General features: G+C 71.0%; 21 protein-coding genes. 15 read left to right on the top strand and 6 right to left on the bottom strand.

All coding sequences use genetic code 11. The annotated features are described in order from the left end of the window. Positions 1-9 precede the first annotated feature (9 nt). Positions 10-1,188, top strand: coding sequence for a chitinase (locus ACIBO8_RS24735; protein WP_396117636.1), 1,179 nt, complete (start codon positions 10-12; stop codon positions 1,186-1,188). A 32-nt stretch (positions 1,189-1,220) separates the two neighbouring features. Here ACIBO8_RS24735 and ACIBO8_RS24730 read toward each other — a convergent pair whose 3' ends face one another. Beyond that, entirely contained in the window at positions 1,221-1,886 is a 666-nt protein-coding gene (locus tag ACIBO8_RS24730; protein ID WP_396117635.1) for a DedA family protein, read from the bottom strand. Between the two features lie 62 nt (positions 1,887-1,948). On the opposite strand from ACIBO8_RS24730, the gene ACIBO8_RS24725 reads away from it, so the two are divergent. The 7 genes from ACIBO8_RS24725 to ACIBO8_RS24695 all read left to right on the top strand — a co-directional run bounded on the left by ACIBO8_RS24725 (position 1,949) and on the right by ACIBO8_RS24695 (position 8,668). Next, positions 1,949-2,917, top strand: coding sequence for a hypothetical protein (locus tag ACIBO8_RS24725; protein ID WP_396117634.1), 969 nt, complete (start codon positions 1,949-1,951; stop codon positions 2,915-2,917). Positions 2,918-2,952: 35 nt separating this feature from the next. Beyond that, entirely contained in the window at positions 2,953-3,393 is a 441-nt protein-coding gene (locus ACIBO8_RS24720) for a hypothetical protein (protein WP_396117633.1), read from the top strand. Continuing rightward, positions 3,390-4,262, top strand: a complete 873-nt coding sequence (locus tag ACIBO8_RS24715; RefSeq protein WP_396117632.1) for an MFS transporter permease — start codon at positions 3,390-3,392, stop codon at positions 4,260-4,262. Before ACIBO8_RS24720 ends, ACIBO8_RS24715 begins: the two co-directional genes overlap by 4 nt. Next, complete coding sequence (locus ACIBO8_RS24710; RefSeq protein ID WP_396117631.1) at positions 4,243-5,889, top strand: alpha-amylase family protein; 1,647 nt, start codon at positions 4,243-4,245, stop codon at positions 5,887-5,889. The genes ACIBO8_RS24715 and ACIBO8_RS24710 overlap by 20 nt, the downstream gene beginning before the upstream one ends. Positions 5,890-5,960: 71 nt before the next feature. Beyond that, the gene (gene fabG, locus ACIBO8_RS24705; protein WP_396117630.1) at positions 5,961-6,719 is read left to right on the top strand and encodes a 3-oxoacyl-ACP reductase FabG; all 759 of its coding nucleotides are present in this window, start codon (positions 5,961-5,963) and stop codon (positions 6,717-6,719) included. 83 nt (positions 6,720-6,802) lie between these two features. Continuing rightward, positions 6,803-7,201 (top strand): hypothetical protein, encoded by a 399-nt coding sequence (locus tag ACIBO8_RS24700; RefSeq protein WP_396117629.1) that lies wholly within the window; start codon positions 6,803-6,805, stop codon positions 7,199-7,201. Between the two features lie 3 nt (positions 7,202-7,204). Further along, positions 7,205-8,668 (top strand): glutathionylspermidine synthase family protein, encoded by a 1,464-nt coding sequence (locus ACIBO8_RS24695; protein ID WP_396117628.1) that lies wholly within the window; start codon positions 7,205-7,207, stop codon positions 8,666-8,668. Positions 8,669-8,678: 10 nt separating this feature from the next. On the opposite strand, the gene ACIBO8_RS24690 is transcribed toward ACIBO8_RS24695, so the two are convergent. From ACIBO8_RS24690 to ACIBO8_RS24680, 3 genes are read right to left on the bottom strand one after another with little or no spacing between them, the layout of a single operon-like run. Then, positions 8,679-9,131, bottom strand: a complete 453-nt coding sequence (locus tag ACIBO8_RS24690; RefSeq protein WP_396117627.1) for a MaoC family dehydratase — start codon at positions 9,129-9,131, stop codon at positions 8,679-8,681. After that, complete coding sequence (locus ACIBO8_RS24685) at positions 9,128-9,559, bottom strand: hypothetical protein (RefSeq protein ID WP_396117626.1); 432 nt, start codon at positions 9,557-9,559, stop codon at positions 9,128-9,130. The genes ACIBO8_RS24690 and ACIBO8_RS24685 overlap by 4 nt, the downstream gene beginning before the upstream one ends. After that, positions 9,552-9,917 (bottom strand): hypothetical protein, encoded by a 366-nt coding sequence (locus ACIBO8_RS24680; protein ID WP_396117757.1) that lies wholly within the window; start codon positions 9,915-9,917, stop codon positions 9,552-9,554. Before ACIBO8_RS24680 ends, ACIBO8_RS24685 begins: the two co-directional genes overlap by 8 nt. 75 nt (positions 9,918-9,992) lie before the next feature. Between ACIBO8_RS24680 and ACIBO8_RS24675 the strand changes: the two genes are divergently transcribed. The 5 genes from ACIBO8_RS24675 to ACIBO8_RS24655 all read left to right on the top strand — a co-directional run bounded on the left by ACIBO8_RS24675 (position 9,993) and on the right by ACIBO8_RS24655 (position 14,508). Next, positions 9,993-10,889 (top strand): Gfo/Idh/MocA family protein, encoded by an 897-nt coding sequence (locus tag ACIBO8_RS24675; protein WP_396117756.1) that lies wholly within the window; start codon positions 9,993-9,995, stop codon positions 10,887-10,889. Between the two features lie 73 nt (positions 10,890-10,962). Next, entirely contained in the window at positions 10,963-11,571 is a 609-nt protein-coding gene (sigK, locus tag ACIBO8_RS24670) for an ECF RNA polymerase sigma factor SigK (RefSeq protein ID WP_396117625.1), read from the top strand. Then, positions 11,568-12,320 (top strand): anti-sigma factor domain-containing protein, encoded by a 753-nt coding sequence (locus ACIBO8_RS24665; RefSeq protein WP_396117624.1) that lies wholly within the window; start codon positions 11,568-11,570, stop codon positions 12,318-12,320. The genes sigK and ACIBO8_RS24665 overlap by 4 nt, the downstream gene beginning before the upstream one ends. Before the next feature lie 68 nt (positions 12,321-12,388). Beyond that, the gene (locus ACIBO8_RS24660; protein ID WP_396117623.1) at positions 12,389-13,027 is read left to right on the top strand and encodes a fasciclin domain-containing protein; all 639 of its coding nucleotides are present in this window, start codon (positions 12,389-12,391) and stop codon (positions 13,025-13,027) included. Between the two features lie 2 nt (positions 13,028-13,029). Beyond that, positions 13,030-14,508, top strand: a complete 1,479-nt coding sequence (locus ACIBO8_RS24655; RefSeq protein ID WP_396117622.1) for a molybdopterin-dependent oxidoreductase — start codon at positions 13,030-13,032, stop codon at positions 14,506-14,508. On the opposite strand, the gene ACIBO8_RS24650 is transcribed toward ACIBO8_RS24655, so the two are convergent. After that, complete coding sequence (locus tag ACIBO8_RS24650; protein ID WP_396117621.1) at positions 14,509-14,799, bottom strand: hypothetical protein; 291 nt, start codon at positions 14,797-14,799, stop codon at positions 14,509-14,511. A 256-nt stretch (positions 14,800-15,055) separates the two neighbouring features. On the opposite strand from ACIBO8_RS24650, the gene ACIBO8_RS24645 reads away from it, so the two are divergent. Next, a complete protein-coding gene (locus ACIBO8_RS24645) occupies positions 15,056-15,430 on the top strand; it encodes a hypothetical protein (protein ID WP_396117620.1) in 375 nt (124 codons plus the stop codon). A gap of 4 nt (positions 15,431-15,434) precedes the next feature. Here ACIBO8_RS24645 and ACIBO8_RS24640 read toward each other — a convergent pair whose 3' ends face one another. Beyond that, positions 15,435-16,439, bottom strand: a complete 1,005-nt coding sequence (locus tag ACIBO8_RS24640; protein WP_396117619.1) for an AraC family transcriptional regulator — start codon at positions 16,437-16,439, stop codon at positions 15,435-15,437. A 276-nt stretch (positions 16,440-16,715) separates the two neighbouring features. On the opposite strand from ACIBO8_RS24640, the gene ACIBO8_RS24635 reads away from it, so the two are divergent. Then, positions 16,716-17,072, top strand: a complete 357-nt coding sequence (locus ACIBO8_RS24635) for an STAS domain-containing protein (RefSeq protein WP_396117618.1) — start codon at positions 16,716-16,718, stop codon at positions 17,070-17,072. The last annotated feature ends 9 nt before the right edge of the window (positions 17,073-17,081 follow it).

The following is a 17,081-nucleotide window of genomic DNA, read 5'->3' as shown; positions in this document are numbered from 1 at the left end:
AGAATCCCCATGCGACTGAAGATGAGATACCTGGCCGCCCTCGCCGTGGCCCTGACCGGAACCGCGGCCGCGATCATCCCCATGACCGCGTCCAACGCCGCCGCGGCCTGCGCCGCCGCCTGGAGTCCGACCGCGGTCTACACCAACGGCATGACCGCCTCGCAGTCCGGCCACAACTACACCGCGAAGTGGTGGACGCAGAACGAGAGCCCGGCCACCCACAGCGGTCAGTGGGACGTGTGGGCCGACAACGGGACCTGTGGCGGCACCACCCCGCCGCCCACCGACCCGACCGACCCGCCGCCCTCCACCGGCACCAAGATGGCGTCGGCGCCCTACATCTACCCCGGCTGGGGTAACCCGCCCGCACCGTCGACGGTCATGAACGCCACCGGCATCAAGGCCTTCACGATCGCCTTCGTGCTCGCCAACGGCTGCAACCCGGTCTGGGACGGCGAGGGCGGCCTGACCGGCGGCTCGCACGAGAGCACCATCAACGCGATCAAGTCGGCCGGCGGCAGCGTCGTCCCCTCGGTCGGTGGATGGCAGGGCAACAAGCTGGGCCCGAACTGCTCGACGCCGGAGGCGCTCGCCGGCGCGTACCAGAAGGTCATCGACACCTTCGGGCTCAAGGCGATCGACATCGACATCGAGAACACCGACGAGTTCGAGAACACCGTCGTGCAGGACCGCATCCTGAACGCGCTGAAGATCGTCAAGCAGCGGAACTCGTCCGTGAAGACGATCCTCACCTTCGGTACGACGACGTCCGGCCCGAACTACTACGGCACCCGGCTCGTCCAGCAGGCCAAGGCGCTCGGCGCGAACATCGACATCTTCACCCAGATGCCGTTCGACTTCGGCGGCGGCTCGGACATGTACCAGAGCACGGTGAACGCGTCCGAGGGCCTGAAGAACCTGCTCAAGACCACCTTCGGCTACAACGACGCGCAGGCGTACTCGCACATGGGCATCTCCGGCATGAACGGCCTGTCCGACCAGCAGGAGCTGACCAGCCCGCAGACGTGGACGCAGATCCGCGACTACGCGAAGAGCAAGGGCTTCGCCCGCTTCACCTTCTGGGCGGTCAACCGTGACCGGCCGTGCCCGGGCGGCGGCGTGGTCTCCAACTGCTCCGGCATCGCCCAGTCCGACTGGGAGTTCACCCGGATCAGCGCCGGCTTCTGACCCCTCCTCAGGGACGCGCGCGGCCGTGGATCTCAGCGATCCGCGGCCGCGCGGCGGCGTTTGCGGACCTTCTTGAAAACCCAGTTCGCGACGGCCAGGACGATCAGCGCCCAGACCCCGTAGTTGATCCAGTTGCTGTACTGCTCGACGTTCTGCCAGCGGGAGCCGAGCGCGTACCCGGCGCCGACGAAGATGCAGTTCCAGACGCCGCTGCCCAGGGCGGTGAAGAGGGTGAACTGCCCGAGCGGCATGTGGTTGGCCCCGGCCGGGACGGAGATCAGGCTGCGGACCACCGGCGCCATGCGGCCGAAGAGGACCGCGGCCCGCTCGTGCCGCTCGAACCACCGGTCCGCGGTGTCCAGATCGTCGGCGTCCACCAGCGGGATGCGGTCGAGCCAGCGCCGCAGGCGAGCCTCGCCGAGCGCGTACCCCAGCCAGTAGAGCACCAGGGCGCCCACCACCGAGCCGGCGGTCGCCGCGACCGTGACCAGGACGAGATCGACCCGGCCCTCGCTCGCGAGATAGCCGGCCATGGACAGCACGATCTCGCTCGGGATCGGCGGGATCAGATTCTCCAGGGCGACGAGCAGGCCCACGCCCGTGGCGCCGAGGGACTCGATCACGGAGGCGACCCAGCCGGTCAGGCCGCCGAGGTTGCCGAGATCGGTCTCCGCGGCGAGGACGTACGGCAGACTCATGCTCTTCCGGTACCCGTGGCCGACGGCACGAACCGTCTCGCGTATATACCTATCATCGGTATATGGTGTTCGCCGTGACCTTGGAACTGCGCTACCGGCGCCTGCTCGCCGTGTACCCGCGCGACCATCGGCGGGCCTACGAGGAAGAAATGCTCGCGGTGCTGATGGAGGGCGCTCGTCTCGGTCAGCAACGCCCGTCGCCGGGGGAGGCCGCCGACCTGCTGTGGTCCGGCTTCCTGGCCCGGATCAGCCGCGGCCTGCAGGGGGCGCGCGGCACCGGCTGGCGTGACGCCGCCGGCGTGACCGGCCTGCTGGCCGCGCTGTTCCTGGCCGCGGCCGCCGGGCGCAGGCTTTGGCCGGCGCTGTGGACGTTGTGGGCCGGGGATTCTTACCTGAGATTCGCAATGATCGCCGACGTCGCCGCCCGCACCGCGGCCTGGCTCCTCGTCATCGCCGCGTTGCTCGCCGGCATGCGTCGTACCGGTGCTGCTCTCGCCATGGCCGCCGTCGTGGTCGAGATCGGCGCGGTCGCGTCCTGGTCGGACCAGTGGCACTGGGTGTCGACGGGCTGGGTGCTGGTCCTCGCGCTGCTGACCGCCGTGCTCCTGACGGTGGCCCGCCGGGCGCGGAAGCCGGTGGCGGTTCTCGGGTTCGGCGGGAGTCTGGTGGTGGTCGGCGGCGTCGTGCTCGCCGGCGTCCTGGGCGGCCTGGCGTGGGATGCGCCGTCGGACTGGTTGATGGTGCTGAGCTACCCGCCGGCTGCCGCCGTACTGCTGGCCGCCGTCGCCCGGGTGGAGGCCGGCGTCCGGCGCCGCGTCCTCGTGTTGCTCGCCGCCATCGCCGGCGTGCCCGTCGCGCAAGGGCGGTTCGCCGAGGCGGCGGGCGTGCAGTGGATCTACACGGTGAGCTGGGATCTGGTCCTCGTCGAGGTCGTCTTCCTGGTGGGGTTGCCGGTGCTGGCGGCGCTCGCCGTGCTGGGGGCGTTCTACCTGCGGGACAACGTGCGCGTGTCCGTCGGAAAGTCGGATTAGTTCCGGTGGCGCCGCGGCGGTAGGTTCCCTGGGCGATGGACACGTTGAGCTCACGGGGCCGTGCGGTCCGGGTCGCGGTCACCGCGCTCGGCGCCGTGCTGCTGCTTCTCGGCACCCTTCGGGGACAGGACGACGACTTCCCGTTCGGGCCGTTCCGGATGTATTCCACGGCGCCCGATCCGGACGCCGACGCGCCGGACACACGGGTCGAGGGTGTCGACGCCACCGGGCGGACGATCGTGTTGACCGAGGCGAACAGCGGGTTGCGCCGGGCCGAGATCGAGGGGCAGCAGCAGGCGTACGTCGACGATCCCGCGCGGCTGCGGCAGGTCGCCGTCGCGTACGCCGAGAAGAGCCCCGGAGCCGCACCGCTCACCACCGTACGGATCGTGATCCGCTGGGAGGGCATCGAGGACGCGCGCCCGACCGGCGAGAGCCACGACGAGGTCATCGCCACCTGGACGGCGGCACCGTGAGCCGGGTCGTCGCGTGGCTCACCGAAGCCGTGCCCCGCGGCCGGATCGCCGCCTTCCGGACGCTGATCTATCTCTTCGTCGCCGCCGACCTCGTGGTCTTCACCCCCTGGGTACGCCACCACGCTTCCACCCCGGGTGACCTCTACCGCCCGCTGCTGGTCGGCCGGTTGCTGCATCTGCCCACGCCGACGCCACTGCTGGTGCACGGCATCTTCTGGCTGCTGCTGGCGGTGTCGCTCGCCGCTGCGACCGGGCGGGCGCCGCGGCTGCTGGGGTGGACCGTGTTCGCGCTGTACTTCGAGTGGATGGTCATCGCGATGAGCTACGGCAAGGTCGACCACGACCGGGTCGGCCTGCTCGTGGCGCTGGCCGCCCTGCCGACCGTGGGACGGGCCCGGCACGGCGATCCCACCCGGTCGGAGGCCGGCGGCTGGGCGCTGCGGGTCACCCAGATCGCGGTGGTGTGCACGTATTTCCTGGCGGCCTGGGCCAAGCTGCGCTTCGGCGGACTGGACTGGGTGACCAGCTCCGTACTGGCGCGGGCGATCATCCGGCGCGGCACCGAGCTGGCCGACCTGATCGCCGGCGTGCCCTACCTGCTGATCCTCGCGCAGATCGGCATCATGGCCTTTGAGCTGACGAGCCCCGCGATCTTCTTCCTCGACGAGCGCTGGCGCAACCGCGCGGTGGCCTTCTTCTACTCGTTCCACGCGGTCACGTTCGCGACCATCACGATCTCGTTCGCGCCGCACCTCGCCGCACTGGCGAGCTTCCTGGCCCTCGAGAAGGTTCGTCCCGTGCAGTGGACCAGGGGTTTCCTGCGGCGACGGCGCGGACAAGTAGAGCCGCATGAGCGACCGGTGGTATGAGAAGGCGGTCATCTACTGCCTTGACATCGACACGTACGCGGACTCGAACGGCGACGGCATCGGGGACATCCGCGGTCTGATCGGGCGGCTCGACTACCTCGCCCGGCTGGGCGTGACCTGTCTGTGGCTCAATCCGATCCACCCCTCGCCGGACCGCGACGACGGCTACGACGTCGAGGACTTCTACAACGTGGACCCGCGCTTCGGCACCCTCGGCGACTTCGCCGAACTGCTGCACCAGGCGGACAACCGCGGCATCAAGGTGATCATCGACCTGGTCGTGAACCACACCTCCGACCAGCACCCGTGGTTCCAGTCGGCGCGGTCGTCGCCGGACTCGCCGTACCGGGACTGGTACGTCTGGTCCGAGACCGCGCCGCCGGACCGGCACCAGGGCATGGTCTTCCCCGGCGAGCAGAACGAGACCTGGACCTACGACCGGACCGCCAAGCAGTGGTACTACCACCGGTTCTACAAGTTCCAGCCGGACCTGAACATCAAGAACCCGCAGGTCCGCGAGGAGATCAAGAAGATCTGCGCGTTCTGGCTGCAGCTCGGCGTCGCCGGCTTCCGGATGGACGCGGTGCCGTTCATCATCGAGGAGACCGAGCCGGGCAACCCGAACTCGCCCAAGGACCTCGACTTCCTCACCGACCTGCGCCAGCACATCCAGTGGCGCAAGGGCGACGCCGTGCTGCTCGCCGAGGCGAACGTCGAGCCCGAGAAGCTCAAGGACTTCTTCGGCGACGGCGGCGGCTCCTCCAACCGCATCCACATGCTCTTCGACTTCATGCTGAACGGCCGGCTCATGCTCGCCCTGGCCCGGCGCAACCCCGAGCCGATCATCGACGCGCTCCGCGACACGCCCGCGCTGCCGTCCGGCGGGCAGTGGGCGACGTTCCTGCGCAACCACGACGAGGTGGACCTCTCCCGGCTCACCGCCGAGCAGCGCAACGACGTCTTCGCCGAGTTCGGGCCGGACGAGAACATGCAGCTCTACGGCCGCGGCATCCGGCGCCGGCTGGCCCCGATGCTGGGCGGCGACCGGCGGCGCATCGAGCTGGCGTACGCGCTGCAGTTCAGCCTGCGCGGCACCCCGGTGCTGCGCTACGGCGAGGAGATCGGCATGGGTGACGACCTCTCCCTGAAGGGGCGTGACGCCATCCGTACGCCCATGCAATGGTCGGCCCTGCCCAACGGCGGTTTCTCCACGGCGAAAGCCGGCGACCTCGCACGGCCGGTGGTGTCCGACCCGCAGTACGGCTACGAGAAGGTCAACGTCACGCTCCAGCGCCACGACCGCGCGTCGCTGTTGTCGTGGTTCGAGCGGATGATCCGCACCCTGCGCGAGGCGCCCGAGGTGGGCAGCGGCACCTGCACACCCGTCGACGTCCCGGTGCCGTCCGGTGTGCTCGTGCACCGCGCGGACGACCGTACGGGAACCATGGTCTTCATCCACAACCTCGGGCCGGACGATGGCGTCGTGGACCTGGGCAGCCTGGACCCGGAGGCGGAATTCCCCAACGACGTGTTGTCCGACAGCGAGTATCCCGACCCCGGCAAGCTGGACGCCTTGCCGATCAAGGGCTACGGATACCGCTGGATCCGGCTGTGCCGCAAGCCGTGAAAGATCACGGTACTCGCCGGTAACCGGTGGGTTAGAGTCGGCCGACTGACGAGAACCGTGGGAGGCCAGCAATGACCCAGCCGAGTCGGGTAGCCATCGTCACCGGAGCCGCGCGCGGCATCGGCGAGGCGACAGCCCGCAAGCTCGCCGCCGACGGCATGGCCGTGGCGGTCGTCGACCTCGACGAGGGCGCGTGCGCCGGCACGGTGACGGCCATCCACGACGCCGGCGGCACCGCGCTCGCCGTCGGCGCCGACGTGTCGAACCCCGAGCAGGTCACGGCCGCCGTCGAGAAGGTCGTCAGCGAGCTCGGCGCGCCGACCGTCCTGGTGAACAACGCCGGGGTGCTCCGCGACAACCTGCTGTTCAAGATGAGCGACGACGACTGGGAGACCGTCATGGCGGTCCACCTACGCGGCGCGTTCCTCTTCAGCCGGGCGGTCCAGAAGCACATGGTCGACGCGGGCTGGGGCCGCATCGTCAGCCTCTCCAGCACGTCCGCGCTCGGCAACCGCGGCCAGGCCAATTACGCCGCCGCCAAGGCCGGCCTGCAGGGCTTCACCAAGACGCTCGCGATCGAGCTGGGCCGCTTCGGCATCACCGCCAACGCCGTCGCACCCGGCTTCATCGTGACCGATATGACCGCCGCCACCGCCGCCCGCGTGGGTGTCGACTTCGCCGACTTCGAGAAGGCGGCGATCAGTCAGATTCCCGTCGGCCGGGCGGGGCGTCCCGAAGACGTGGCGAACACCGTATCCTTCCTGGTCAGTGAGGGAGCCGGCTTCGTGTCCGGCCAGGTCATCTACGTGGCCGGCGGCCCCCGCGCGTAGCATCCTGTCTTGATCGGGGTCGCTACACAGGATGGGGCGACCCCGATGCGAGAAAGGGCGGCAAGCGCGAAGTGAACCGACGGATGAGCTCTCGTAGCGTGGCTCTGACCAGCACGTTCCTGCTGCTGGCCGCGGGCGGCGCGGCAGCCTGCGACAGCAGCGACGACTACCAGGACGAGGGCTTCTACTGCGCCGACGAGAACGGCGTGATCGTCGACGAGGACTACTGCGACGACGACAACGACGGCGGCGGCTTCGGCGGCGGCTTCTTCATCTGGCACTCGACGAGCTACCGCTCCGGCTACCCGATCGGCTCCCGGCTGCCGGCCGGCGGATCCAAGTTCGCCTACAACGACAAGGCCGCCCGGTCGTCCTTCGGCCTGCCGTCGTCCGGCAAGATCGGCAACGGCACCATCAAGACCAGCGTCGTGGGCAAGGGCGGCAGCGGCACCTCCGGCAAGTCCAGCCGGTCGGGTGGCTGAGCGGTGCGGCGGATTCCGTACGGGCCGGTCCGCGAGGGCTGGAAACTCACCAACTACAGCCTCGGCCTGACCTACAACGACACCGAACTGCCCGACGGGACGATGATCTCGTACTGGCAGGAGGGGCCGTACTACGACTTCACCGAGGCCGAGATCGAGGAGCTGGAGACGGCGACCTCGGTGCTGTACCAGATGTGCCTCGACGCCGGCGACTGGATGGTCCGGCAGTGCCCGCGGCGCACGGTCGAAGGCCGCCGCCAGGGCTACTTCACGTCGGTGTGCACGCCGGAGAGCTGCTTCCTCACGAAGATCGGCATCCCGGAATACACCCACGAGCAGATCATCCGTACGTGGTTCGACGGTGACGCCGAGACCTGGACGCACCGGGACAAGGACCCGGACGGCATGGTCCCGATGCAGACCCCCGACTACTCGCCGACCGTCTACGGCCGCTTCGACCTCTGGTACAACGGCGCGGGCAGCGTGCCCCGGCTGCTCGAGTTCAACGCCCAGACACCGACCTCCCTGGTCGAGTCCGCGGTGATCCAGTGGCACTGGGCCGACCAGACCAACCTCACCCAGCACCCGTGGCGGCAGTGGAACTCCATCCACGACCGCCTGGTCGGCTGGGAGGCGGGCGACGGCGAGCCCGCCAACCCCGGCGCCTGGCGGCGCAACATCGCCAAGCTGCGCGAGGCCCGGCCCTGGCTCCCGGAGAAACCCAAGATCTTCTTCGCGTACGAGACCAGCGAGACCACCGGCGAGGACCGGATGAACGTGGCCTACCTGATGGCCACGGCCGAGGAGGCGGGCTTCCCCGTCGAGCTCATCGCCATGAGCCAGATCGGCTGGGACGTGGCCGGCGACCGCGTCCTCTTCGTCCCCGCCGCGGGCCAGGAACACAAGGCCGAGCCGATCGACGTCATCTTCATGCTCTACCCCTGGGAATGGTTCTGGAACGAGGAGGGCGGCAAGGCCTTCTTCCGCAACATGGCCGACCCCGCGAAACGCGGCACGGTCTGGATCGAACCGCCCTACAAGGCCGCCCTGCTCGGCAACAAGGCCCTGCTCCCGGTCCTGTGGAAGCTGTTCGGCGACGACCCCGAGCGCGGCAAGTACCTGCTGCCGGCGTACTTCGCGGAATCGTCCTCGGCGGCCAAGCTGACGTCGTACGCGAAAAAGCCGGTCTGGGGCCGCGAGGGCGGCTCGGTCACCCTGGTCAAGGACGGCGTGACCATCACCGACAACCCCTCGGAGTACGGGGCGGACGGGCGGTTCGTGGTGCAGGAGCTGCTGGAGCTGCCGTCGTACGAGGGGCTCGAGGGCGTGGTGCACCCGGTGATCGGCTCGTGGCTGATCGACGGGGAGCCGGCGGGCATGGGCATCCGTGAGGGGCTGGGCGACGAGGGCCTGGTCACGAAGGACCGCTGCAACTTCCTCCCGCACACGATCGGCGCGTCCGGCTGACGCCGCTCGTTCAGCCGGTGTAGAAGGCGAGGACCTGGTCGGCGACGCAGGCCGGGCGGGTCTCGCCCTCGATCTCTGCTCGGGTGCGGGCGACGATGCGCGCTCCCCCCGGCATGCGCCGCGCTTCCAGGAGGGTGACGACGCCGCGGAGGCGGGATCCCGCCGGTACCGGGGCTTTGAAGCGGACCCGGTCGAAGCCGCCGTTGGCCACGTAGCTCGCACCGTCGACCTGCACGACCTCGGTCAGGAAGGTCATGCACAGCGACAACGTCAGCGCGCCGTGGGCGATCGTCGTGCCGAAAGGGCCCTCCCGGGCGGCGCGCTCCGGGTCCACGTGGATCCATTGGTGGTCGCCGGTGACCTCGGCGAAGCCGTTGATGCGGGCCTGGTCGACGAGGTGCCAGCTGCTCGTGCCGAGCTCCTCGCGGGAGAGCAGGTCGTCGAGGTCCGTGAACCGGGTCATGGGCGTGGCCTGTTCCGCCAGAGCCACCAGAGGCCGATGAACGGCAGGACCAGCGGGACGTAGCCGTAGCCGCTGCCGTAGCGGGACCAGACCGTGTCGTCGGGGAAGGCGACCGCGTCGGCGATGCTCAGCGTGCCCACGATGAGGACGCCCAGGAGCTCGATCGAGCAGCTGACCAGGGCGATCATGCGGCCGCGGGTGCCGCCGATGGCGAGGCCCGCGGTGGCGGCGATGTAGACCAGGCCGGCGAAGGCCGACAGGAGGTACGCCAGCGGGGCCTCGGAGAAGTGGGTCGAGATCTGGACCAGGGCGCGGGCGCTCGCCGAGAGGGCGAAGATGCCGTACACGAGGAGCAGGACGCGGCCGAGGCCGGAGCCGATGGCGGCGTCCCGAGGGCGGGCCGGGGCCGGGGTGGGCTGCTCAGCCACCGGTCACCTCCGCGATCTGCTGCAGGCGCAGCACCAGGACGGGCAGCGTCAGGGCGGCGACGCCGAGGATGAGGGTGCCCCACCGGGTCGGTTCCAGGCGGGCCAGGTAGACCGCGACCGGCGCGAAGGCGATCGTGGTCATCAGGTAGCCGACGAAGGTGGTCCACTCGGCCGGCCGGTCGCCGACGAAGAGGCCCACGACCGCGACGACCACGAGGACCGCCACCAGGGCGCCGAGGCCCAGCATGGCCCACAGGTCGGCGTTGGTCGGCGCGCGGTTCAGGGCCGTGCGGATCAGGTACCAGACCCCCAGCGCGAGGGCCACCACGATCGTGGCGATCGAGAGCGGGCCGTTCATCACCGGCACAGCGTACTGATCTGCGCGGACGTGTTAACTTTCGGCCGGGTGATCTGCGTGGAAGGCGGCACGGCGATGCGGTTCGGACTGTTCGGGACGGGGCCGTGGGCCCACCAGGCGCACGCGCCGGCGCTGGCGGCGCACGACGACGTCGAATTCGTCGGGGTCTGGGGGCGCAACGCCGAGAAGGCGGGGGCGCTGGCCGAGGAGTTCGGCGCCAAGCCGTACGCGGAGGTCGACGCGCTGATCGCCGACGTGGACGCGATCGCCGTCGCGCTGCCGCCGTCGGTGCAGTCGGAGATCGCGTTGAAGGCGGCCCGCGCCGGCAAACATCTGCTGCTCGACAAGCCGGTGGCGTTCACGGCGGCCGCCGCCGACGAGATCGTGGCCGCCGCGACCGAGCGGGACGTCGCCAGCGTGGTGTTCTTCACCCGGCGCTTCATGCCGCAGATCCAGGAGTTCGTGGACCGGGCTAGGGCCACCGGCGGCTGGCTGGAGGCGCGCATCGACCACCTCGGCTCGATCTTCCAGCCCGGCAACCCGTTCGGCGAGTCGGCCTGGCGCAAGGAGAGCGGCGGGCTGTGGGACGTCGGTCCGCACGCGGTCGCGCTGGTGCTGCCCGTGCTCGGTCCGGTCGGCGAGGTCACCGCGCTGGCCGGTGCCCGGGACATGACCCACATTCTGATGCGCCACACCGGCGGCGCGATCAGCACGATGACGCTGTCGGTCGACGCCCCGGCGAAGATCGAGCGGGAGGTCGCGGCCCTGTTCGGCGAGTCCGGCGTCGCCGACGTGCCGCCGGTGCCGTGGCTGCCGGTGGAGGCGTTCGGGCGGGCGATCGACGCGCTGATCCAGGCCGCGAACGGCGGCTCCGCGTCGCCGCTGGACGTACGGTTCGGCGCCGAGGTCGTCAAGATCCTCGCGGCCGCCGCCGAGTCGATCAGCGAGGGGCGCACGGTCAAGCTCGCCTAGCGGGCGACCCATCCGCGTAGCCGCCCGCACCGAATCGGCGTTGAATGCCGAGAGTGACGGGAAGGCGGGACCGATGACGGAGCAGGGCGCTGCGCGGCGGCCGGACCATCTGTCGGCGGTGCCTGCGCCGCCCACGGACGTCGGTGACCTGTTGCGCGCGGTCGCGCGGGGCGAGGAGGCGGCCTTCGGGCGCCTGTACGACCTGGTCGCGCCGCGGGTGTACGGCCTGATCCGGCGCGTCCTGCGCGATCCGGCCCAGGCCGAGGAGGTCGCCCAGGAGGTGCTGGTCGAGGTCTGGCGTACGGCCGCCCGCTTCGACGCGGCCCGCGGTTCCGCCACGGCGTGGATCTTCACGATCGCGCACCGGCGGGCGGTGGACCGGGTCCGGGCCGAGCAGGCCTCCGCGGACCGCACGCTGAGGGTGGGCGCCGCGTCCGTCGACACGCCGTACGACGAGGTCGTCGACGAGGTGTCCGGCCGGCTCGAACGGCAGCAGGTGCGGCGCTGCATGGACGACCTCACCGAGCTGCAGCGCCAGGCGGTGACGCTCGCGTACTACCAGGGCCACTCGTACCGTGAGGTGGCCGAGCTGCTCGGCGCGCCGCTGCCGACCGTCAAGACCCGCATGCGTGACGGATTGATCCGGCTGCGCGACTGCCTGGGCGTGGAGGTGGCGCTGTGACCTCACCGGATGTCCACTCGCTGGTCGGTGCCTATGCGCTCGACGCGGTCGACGACCTGGAACGGGCCGCCTTCGAACGCCATCTCGCCGGGTGCGAGACCTGCCGGGCCGAGGTCGCCGAGCTCCGGGAGACCTCGGCGCGGCTCGCCGACAGCACCTGGTCCGTGCCGCCGCCCCGGCTGCGGGCGGAGGTGATGGCCGAGATCGGGCGTACCCGTCAGGCTCCGCCGCCCGCCGAGCCCGACGCCTCGCCGGACCGGCGGAGCACGCCGGCCTGGCAGCGGTATTCCATTGCGGCCGCCGCCGCGGTCGTCCTGGCGGCGGGCACCGGCGCGAGTGTGTACGCGATCCAGGAGCAGAAGCTGCGCGACAGCAGCGCGGTAGTCGCCGCGGCGCAGCTGCGGGAGGCGCGTACGCAGGCGATCCTCTCCGCCGGCGACCTGGTGGTCCGGACCGCGCCGATGATCGGCGGTGGGCGGGTGACCGTGGCGTCGTCCGCGACTCTGCGTGCGAGCGTGGTGACCATCCGGTCCGATCGCACCCTCGCGGCGAACCAGGCTCTGCAGATGTGGACGATTCGCGGCACCGGCAGTCCGGTGTCGCCCGCCGTCATGGCTCCGGGGGAGGAGTCGGGTGTGGCGGTGCTCGACGGAGTGCCCGGCAATGACGTCTTCGCCGTTTCGCTCGAGCCGGCGGGCGGGTCGCCGACGCCGTCGTCGACCATCATGGCGAAGGTTCAGCTCACCTGAGACCCATCCGGTGGGCATTCCGGTGCGAATCAGTAGTGAAGCCAGCATCTACTACTGAGGGGTACAAAATGCGCGCCACCCAGCTCACCGCCGTCGCCGCGGCCGTCCTGTTCACCACGTCCCTGGCGGCCTGCGGCGACGACTCCACCTCGGACAGCGCCGGTGCGGCCGCCGCGCCGATGGCCACCTCGGCCGCGCCGATGACGCCGTCCTCCCCGGCCATGGACACCATGACGAACTTCGGCGCCGGCTGTTCGGCCGTGCCGACCGACTCGTCGGACCCGGGCAGCTTCGCGGCCATGGCCCAGGTGCCGGTCGCCACCGCCGCCTCCGGCAACCCGGTGCTGTCCACCCTGGTCAGCGCCGTCAAGAAGGCCGGGCTGGTCGACTCCCTCAACACCGCCCCGGCGCTCACCGTGTTCGCGCCGGCCAACTCCGCCTTCGACAAGATCCCGTCGGCGGACCTGAAGAAGGTGCTGGCCGACAAGAAGACGCTGACCAGCATCCTGACCTACCACGTGGTGCCCGGGAAGCTGGCGCCCGCCGACCTCGCCGGTTCGCACAAGACGCTGGAGGGCGACGAGGTCAAGGTCACCGGCAGCGGTATGGACTTCAAGGTCGACGGCGCCTCGGTGGTGTGCGGCAACGTGCAGACCGCGAACGCGACGGTCTACATCATCGACTCCGTCCTGATGCCGAAGAGCTGAACGTGCTCCGGCGTACCGGAAGACCGGCGCTGATCGGCGTCGTCTCCGCAGGCCTCGGGCTGGCCGCCGCAGAACTGCTCGCGGCGGCCACCCGGCCGGCGTCCGGACCCCTGGTCGCGGTCGGCGGGGCGGTCATCGACGCGACGCCCACCCCGGTCAAGGAGTTCGCCGTTCGGACGCTCGGCACCTTCGACAAGCCCGTGCTGCTGGGCAGCATCGCCGTCGTCCTGGTCGTGTTCACCGCGGTGGTGGGCGCCCTGACCGCCCGCCGCGGCTGGGTGGCGATCGCCGGTGCGGCAGCGTTCGGGCTGGCCGGCGCGGCTGCCGCACTCTCCCGCCCCGCCTCCACCGGCGCGGACGCGTTGCCGTCGCTGCTCGGTGCGGCGGTCGCGGGCGGCACCCTCGCGGCGTGGTCGCGGTCGCGGCCCGCGTCGCGGGACCGGCGGGCCTTCCTGCGGACGGCCCTGCTGGTGACGGGGGGCGCGGTGCTGGCAGGCGGCGCGGCGGAGACCGTCAAACGGGTACGCGGGTCAGCCGTCACGAAATCACGGGAGGCGATCGCCCTCCCCGCGGCCGCCGATCCGGCCCGGCCCCTGCCCACCGGGGTCGCACCCGGCTTCTACACCGACAAGCTGTACCGCGTCGACACCGCCTTGAGCGTGCCGAGGGTGGACGTGGGCGGCTGGTCGCTGCGGATCCACGGCATGGTGCGCCGGGAACTGAAGCTGACCTTCGACGACCTGCTCCGGCGGCCGCTGATCGAGCGGGACGTCACCCTCAACTGCGTGTCGAACGAGGTCGGCGGCCCGTACGTCGGCACGGCCCGGTGGCTGGGCGTACCGCTCGCGCCGCTGCTGGCGGAGCTGGGTGTGGATCCGGCGGCGGACCAGCTCGTGGCCCGCTCGGTCGAGGGCATGACCATCGGCACGCCGGTCGCCACGGTCCTCGACGGCCGCGACGCCATGCTCTGCGTCGGGATGAACGGCGAGCCGCTGCCGCTCGAGCACGGCTTCCCGGTGCGCATGCTCACCCCCGGCCTGTACGGCTACGCCGGCGCCTGCAAGTGGCTGGCCGAGCTCGAGCTCACCACCTTCGGAGCCTTCGACGCGTACTGGGTGCGGCGCGGCTGGGCGGCACGCGGGCCGGTCAAGACCGCCTCGCGGATCGACAAGCCGCAGCCCTTCGCCCGCGTGCAGGCCGGGACCGTGACGGTCGCCGGGGTCGCCTGGGCGCAGGGCCGGGGCATCCGCGGCGTCGAGGTACGGGTCGACGACCGGCCCTGGCAGAAGGCGGAGCTGCTGCCCGTACCGTCCTCGGACACCTGGGTGCAGTGGCGCTATGCGTGGGCCGCCACGCCGGGGCCGCACACGCTGGCGGTACGCGCGACCGACGGCACAGGCACGGTGCAGCCGGAGGAGCGGGCGACGCCGTTCCCCGACGGCGCCACCGGCTGGCACACCGTCACCGCGACGGTGGAGTGATCAGGGCACCGTACGTTCGATCGCCGCGGGCCCGTCGCGTTCGAGTTCCTTCCGGGCCCGCTCGATGTTCTCGGGTGTCGGGTCCCAGCCCTTGGCCATGGCCAGGTCGACCGGGTCCCACGGCTGGTCCGCGCCGGTGCGGACGACGGGCTCCTGACCCGGCGCGAGGAACTGGGGGTTTTCCGAGTCCGGACCGCCGCCCGTGACGAACGCGTCGACCGCGACGTCGTCCTCGATCGCGTCGGCGACTTCCGGCGACTCCTCGAGCGGTGGCCGCATCTCCTCGGTCATGGATCCTCCAACGTGGCTGCCTGCCTCCGGGTCGGATACCCCAGCATGCCCCGCCCCAAGCATGGTGGAAAGTGGGCGGTCGATGGTCCCGGCGATCCCGGCGAGCGCGAATCGGACAACCATCGCGCGCATCGGATGGACGGTGTGTAGCCGGACGAATACATTTCTGCGGTGTCATGTGTGTGCGCGTTCCGGCGGGGATCGGGCACGACGTGGCGAGGAGAAGTGACATGAGCGAATGCTGGGATGCCCGGCAGTGGCCGGATCCGTTGGCCGAGAGCCGGGCGAGGTGAGCGGCCTCCCCGACGCCGAGCGCGACGCCGGTGAGGTGGTCCGCCTGCTCGCGGTGCTCGCCGCCCGGCTGCGCGACCGCGACGTCGACCTCGGTGACGAGCACGAGCTGATGGCTCTGCTGGCCGAGGACGGGGGCGCGGCGGCGAGCCGGGTCTTTGCGTACCTGCGTGAGCTGCAGGGTTCGGGTGACGGCGTGGCCGCTGCGGTGCCACCGCGGCTCGGCCCATGGCGCGACTGGGTGCCGCCGCGCGGCAACCTCTTCGGAGCGCCGGCCGGACCGGCCACCCGGATCGAGGAGTTCCCGCGCCCGCGGCGCCGTCGCGACCCGGGCGAGTGACCAGCTAGGCGCCGCGGCGCAGGGTCTCCGACGGGGAGACCCCGAAACGCGCCCGGTACGCCGAAGCGAACCGCCCCAGATGCGCGAAGCCCCAGCGGTGTGCCACCGCGGCCACCGTCGTGCGCCCCGGATCCTGCCGGCACAGCGTCTCGTGCGCCCTGGTCAGGCGGACCTGAAGCAGGTACGCCATCGGCGCGCAGTCCACGGAGCGCCGGAACCCCTCCTGCAGCGACCGCACGCTCACGCCCGCGATCTGGGCGAGGTCGGCGACGGTGAACGGGCGCTCCGGCTCGTCGTGCATGGCGTCGATCGCCCGCTGGACCGCGCGCGGCGGCCCGGTGGGCGCCGGAGCGGTCAGCTCCTCGGTGTAGCGGTGCGGGACGCTGAGCAGGAGCCCGCTGAGGACGCTGCGGCGCATCTGCTCGGCGATCAGCGGCTGCCGCAGCAGGCTGGCCGGGTGGCCGATCTCGCCGCGCAGCATCCGGACCAGCGTGTTCCAGCTGCGCGCCGGCCCGCAACTGAGGTCGACGAGCGGCGGCAGGTCGATCGGGCCGGCGACCGGGCGGCCGAGCAGCGTCGCCAGCTCCGCCTCCAGCGCCGGGCGCTCGATCTTCACGTCGAGCTCGGCGGAACCCGCGGTGTGCAGGCTGTAGACCGGCTTGCCGGGGCCGTACAGCATGGCCGTCCCGGGCTTGGCGGTGAGCTCGCGGCCGGCGTACCGCGCGTGCACCCGGCCGGTCGTCGGGATGGTCACGTGGTAGGCGTCGAGCTCGGGGGCGACGAGCGTCATCGGGGCGCCGAAGCCCAGGTGGCCGACGGTCAGGGGTCCGAGTTGGATCACATCGGCATGAAACTCGAAACCCTCCGCCCCTTCCGGCGCGCCGATGGCCAGGGGGTAGTAGAAGCGGGTCAGCAGAATGCGGGTGTCGTCGATGTCGACACTGGTGAAGCTCGCGGTGTCACGGGATGCCGACGCGGACGTCACTGTCCTGAAGTGAGCGTCAGTCATCTCGTACGGCCACCCCTGCGCATACGGTGAGTATTCGGACCGGGTCGGGGCTCGTCAATGTCCAGGCGACGCCGGTGACCGATCCAGCACATTCCGGCCATATGAACTACTCTGGCGTTCCGCGCCTACCTGGCGTAACTTGCAGACCAGCGGATAGTTGTTGGCCGCGGACGTCCGACCGGGGCCTGGGTGAGGCGCCGGGCTGCGTAGCTGGGTGCGCAGCTGAGTCCGCAGAACGTTCGGCGTCGCCCGCACGACGCCAGGAAGAGGGCAGCCGTGTATCTGCCGATCACCACTCGCCAGCTGGCCGACGGTACGGTCGAGATCGCCCCGAGCGGCGAGATCGACCTCGACAACGCCCACATCATGCGCGACGCCGTGAACGACGTCCTGACCTCGCAGACGCCGGGCCGGATAGACCTCGACCTCCAACGGGTGATGTTGATCGACAGTATCGGCATCGGCATCCTGGTCGCGTGCTTCCACGCCGCGGCCGCGTCCGGGGTCAAGCTCGTGGTGAGCCACCCCAGCCCCACCGTCTACCGGCAGCTCTGGATCTCCGGCCTGGTCGGGCTGCTGGGTTGTGCCGAGCCCCCGAGCCCGCGTACCTCGGTGGGCCTGCGGCCGAGCTGACCGCCAGAA

Source organism: Actinoplanes sp. NPDC049681 (genome assembly GCF_044465265.1).
Lineage (GTDB): Bacteria > Actinomycetota > Actinomycetes > Mycobacteriales > Micromonosporaceae > Actinoplanes.
The sequence above is the reverse complement of the archived record's forward strand: the minus strand, read 5'-3'. Positions and strand labels throughout refer to the sequence as shown.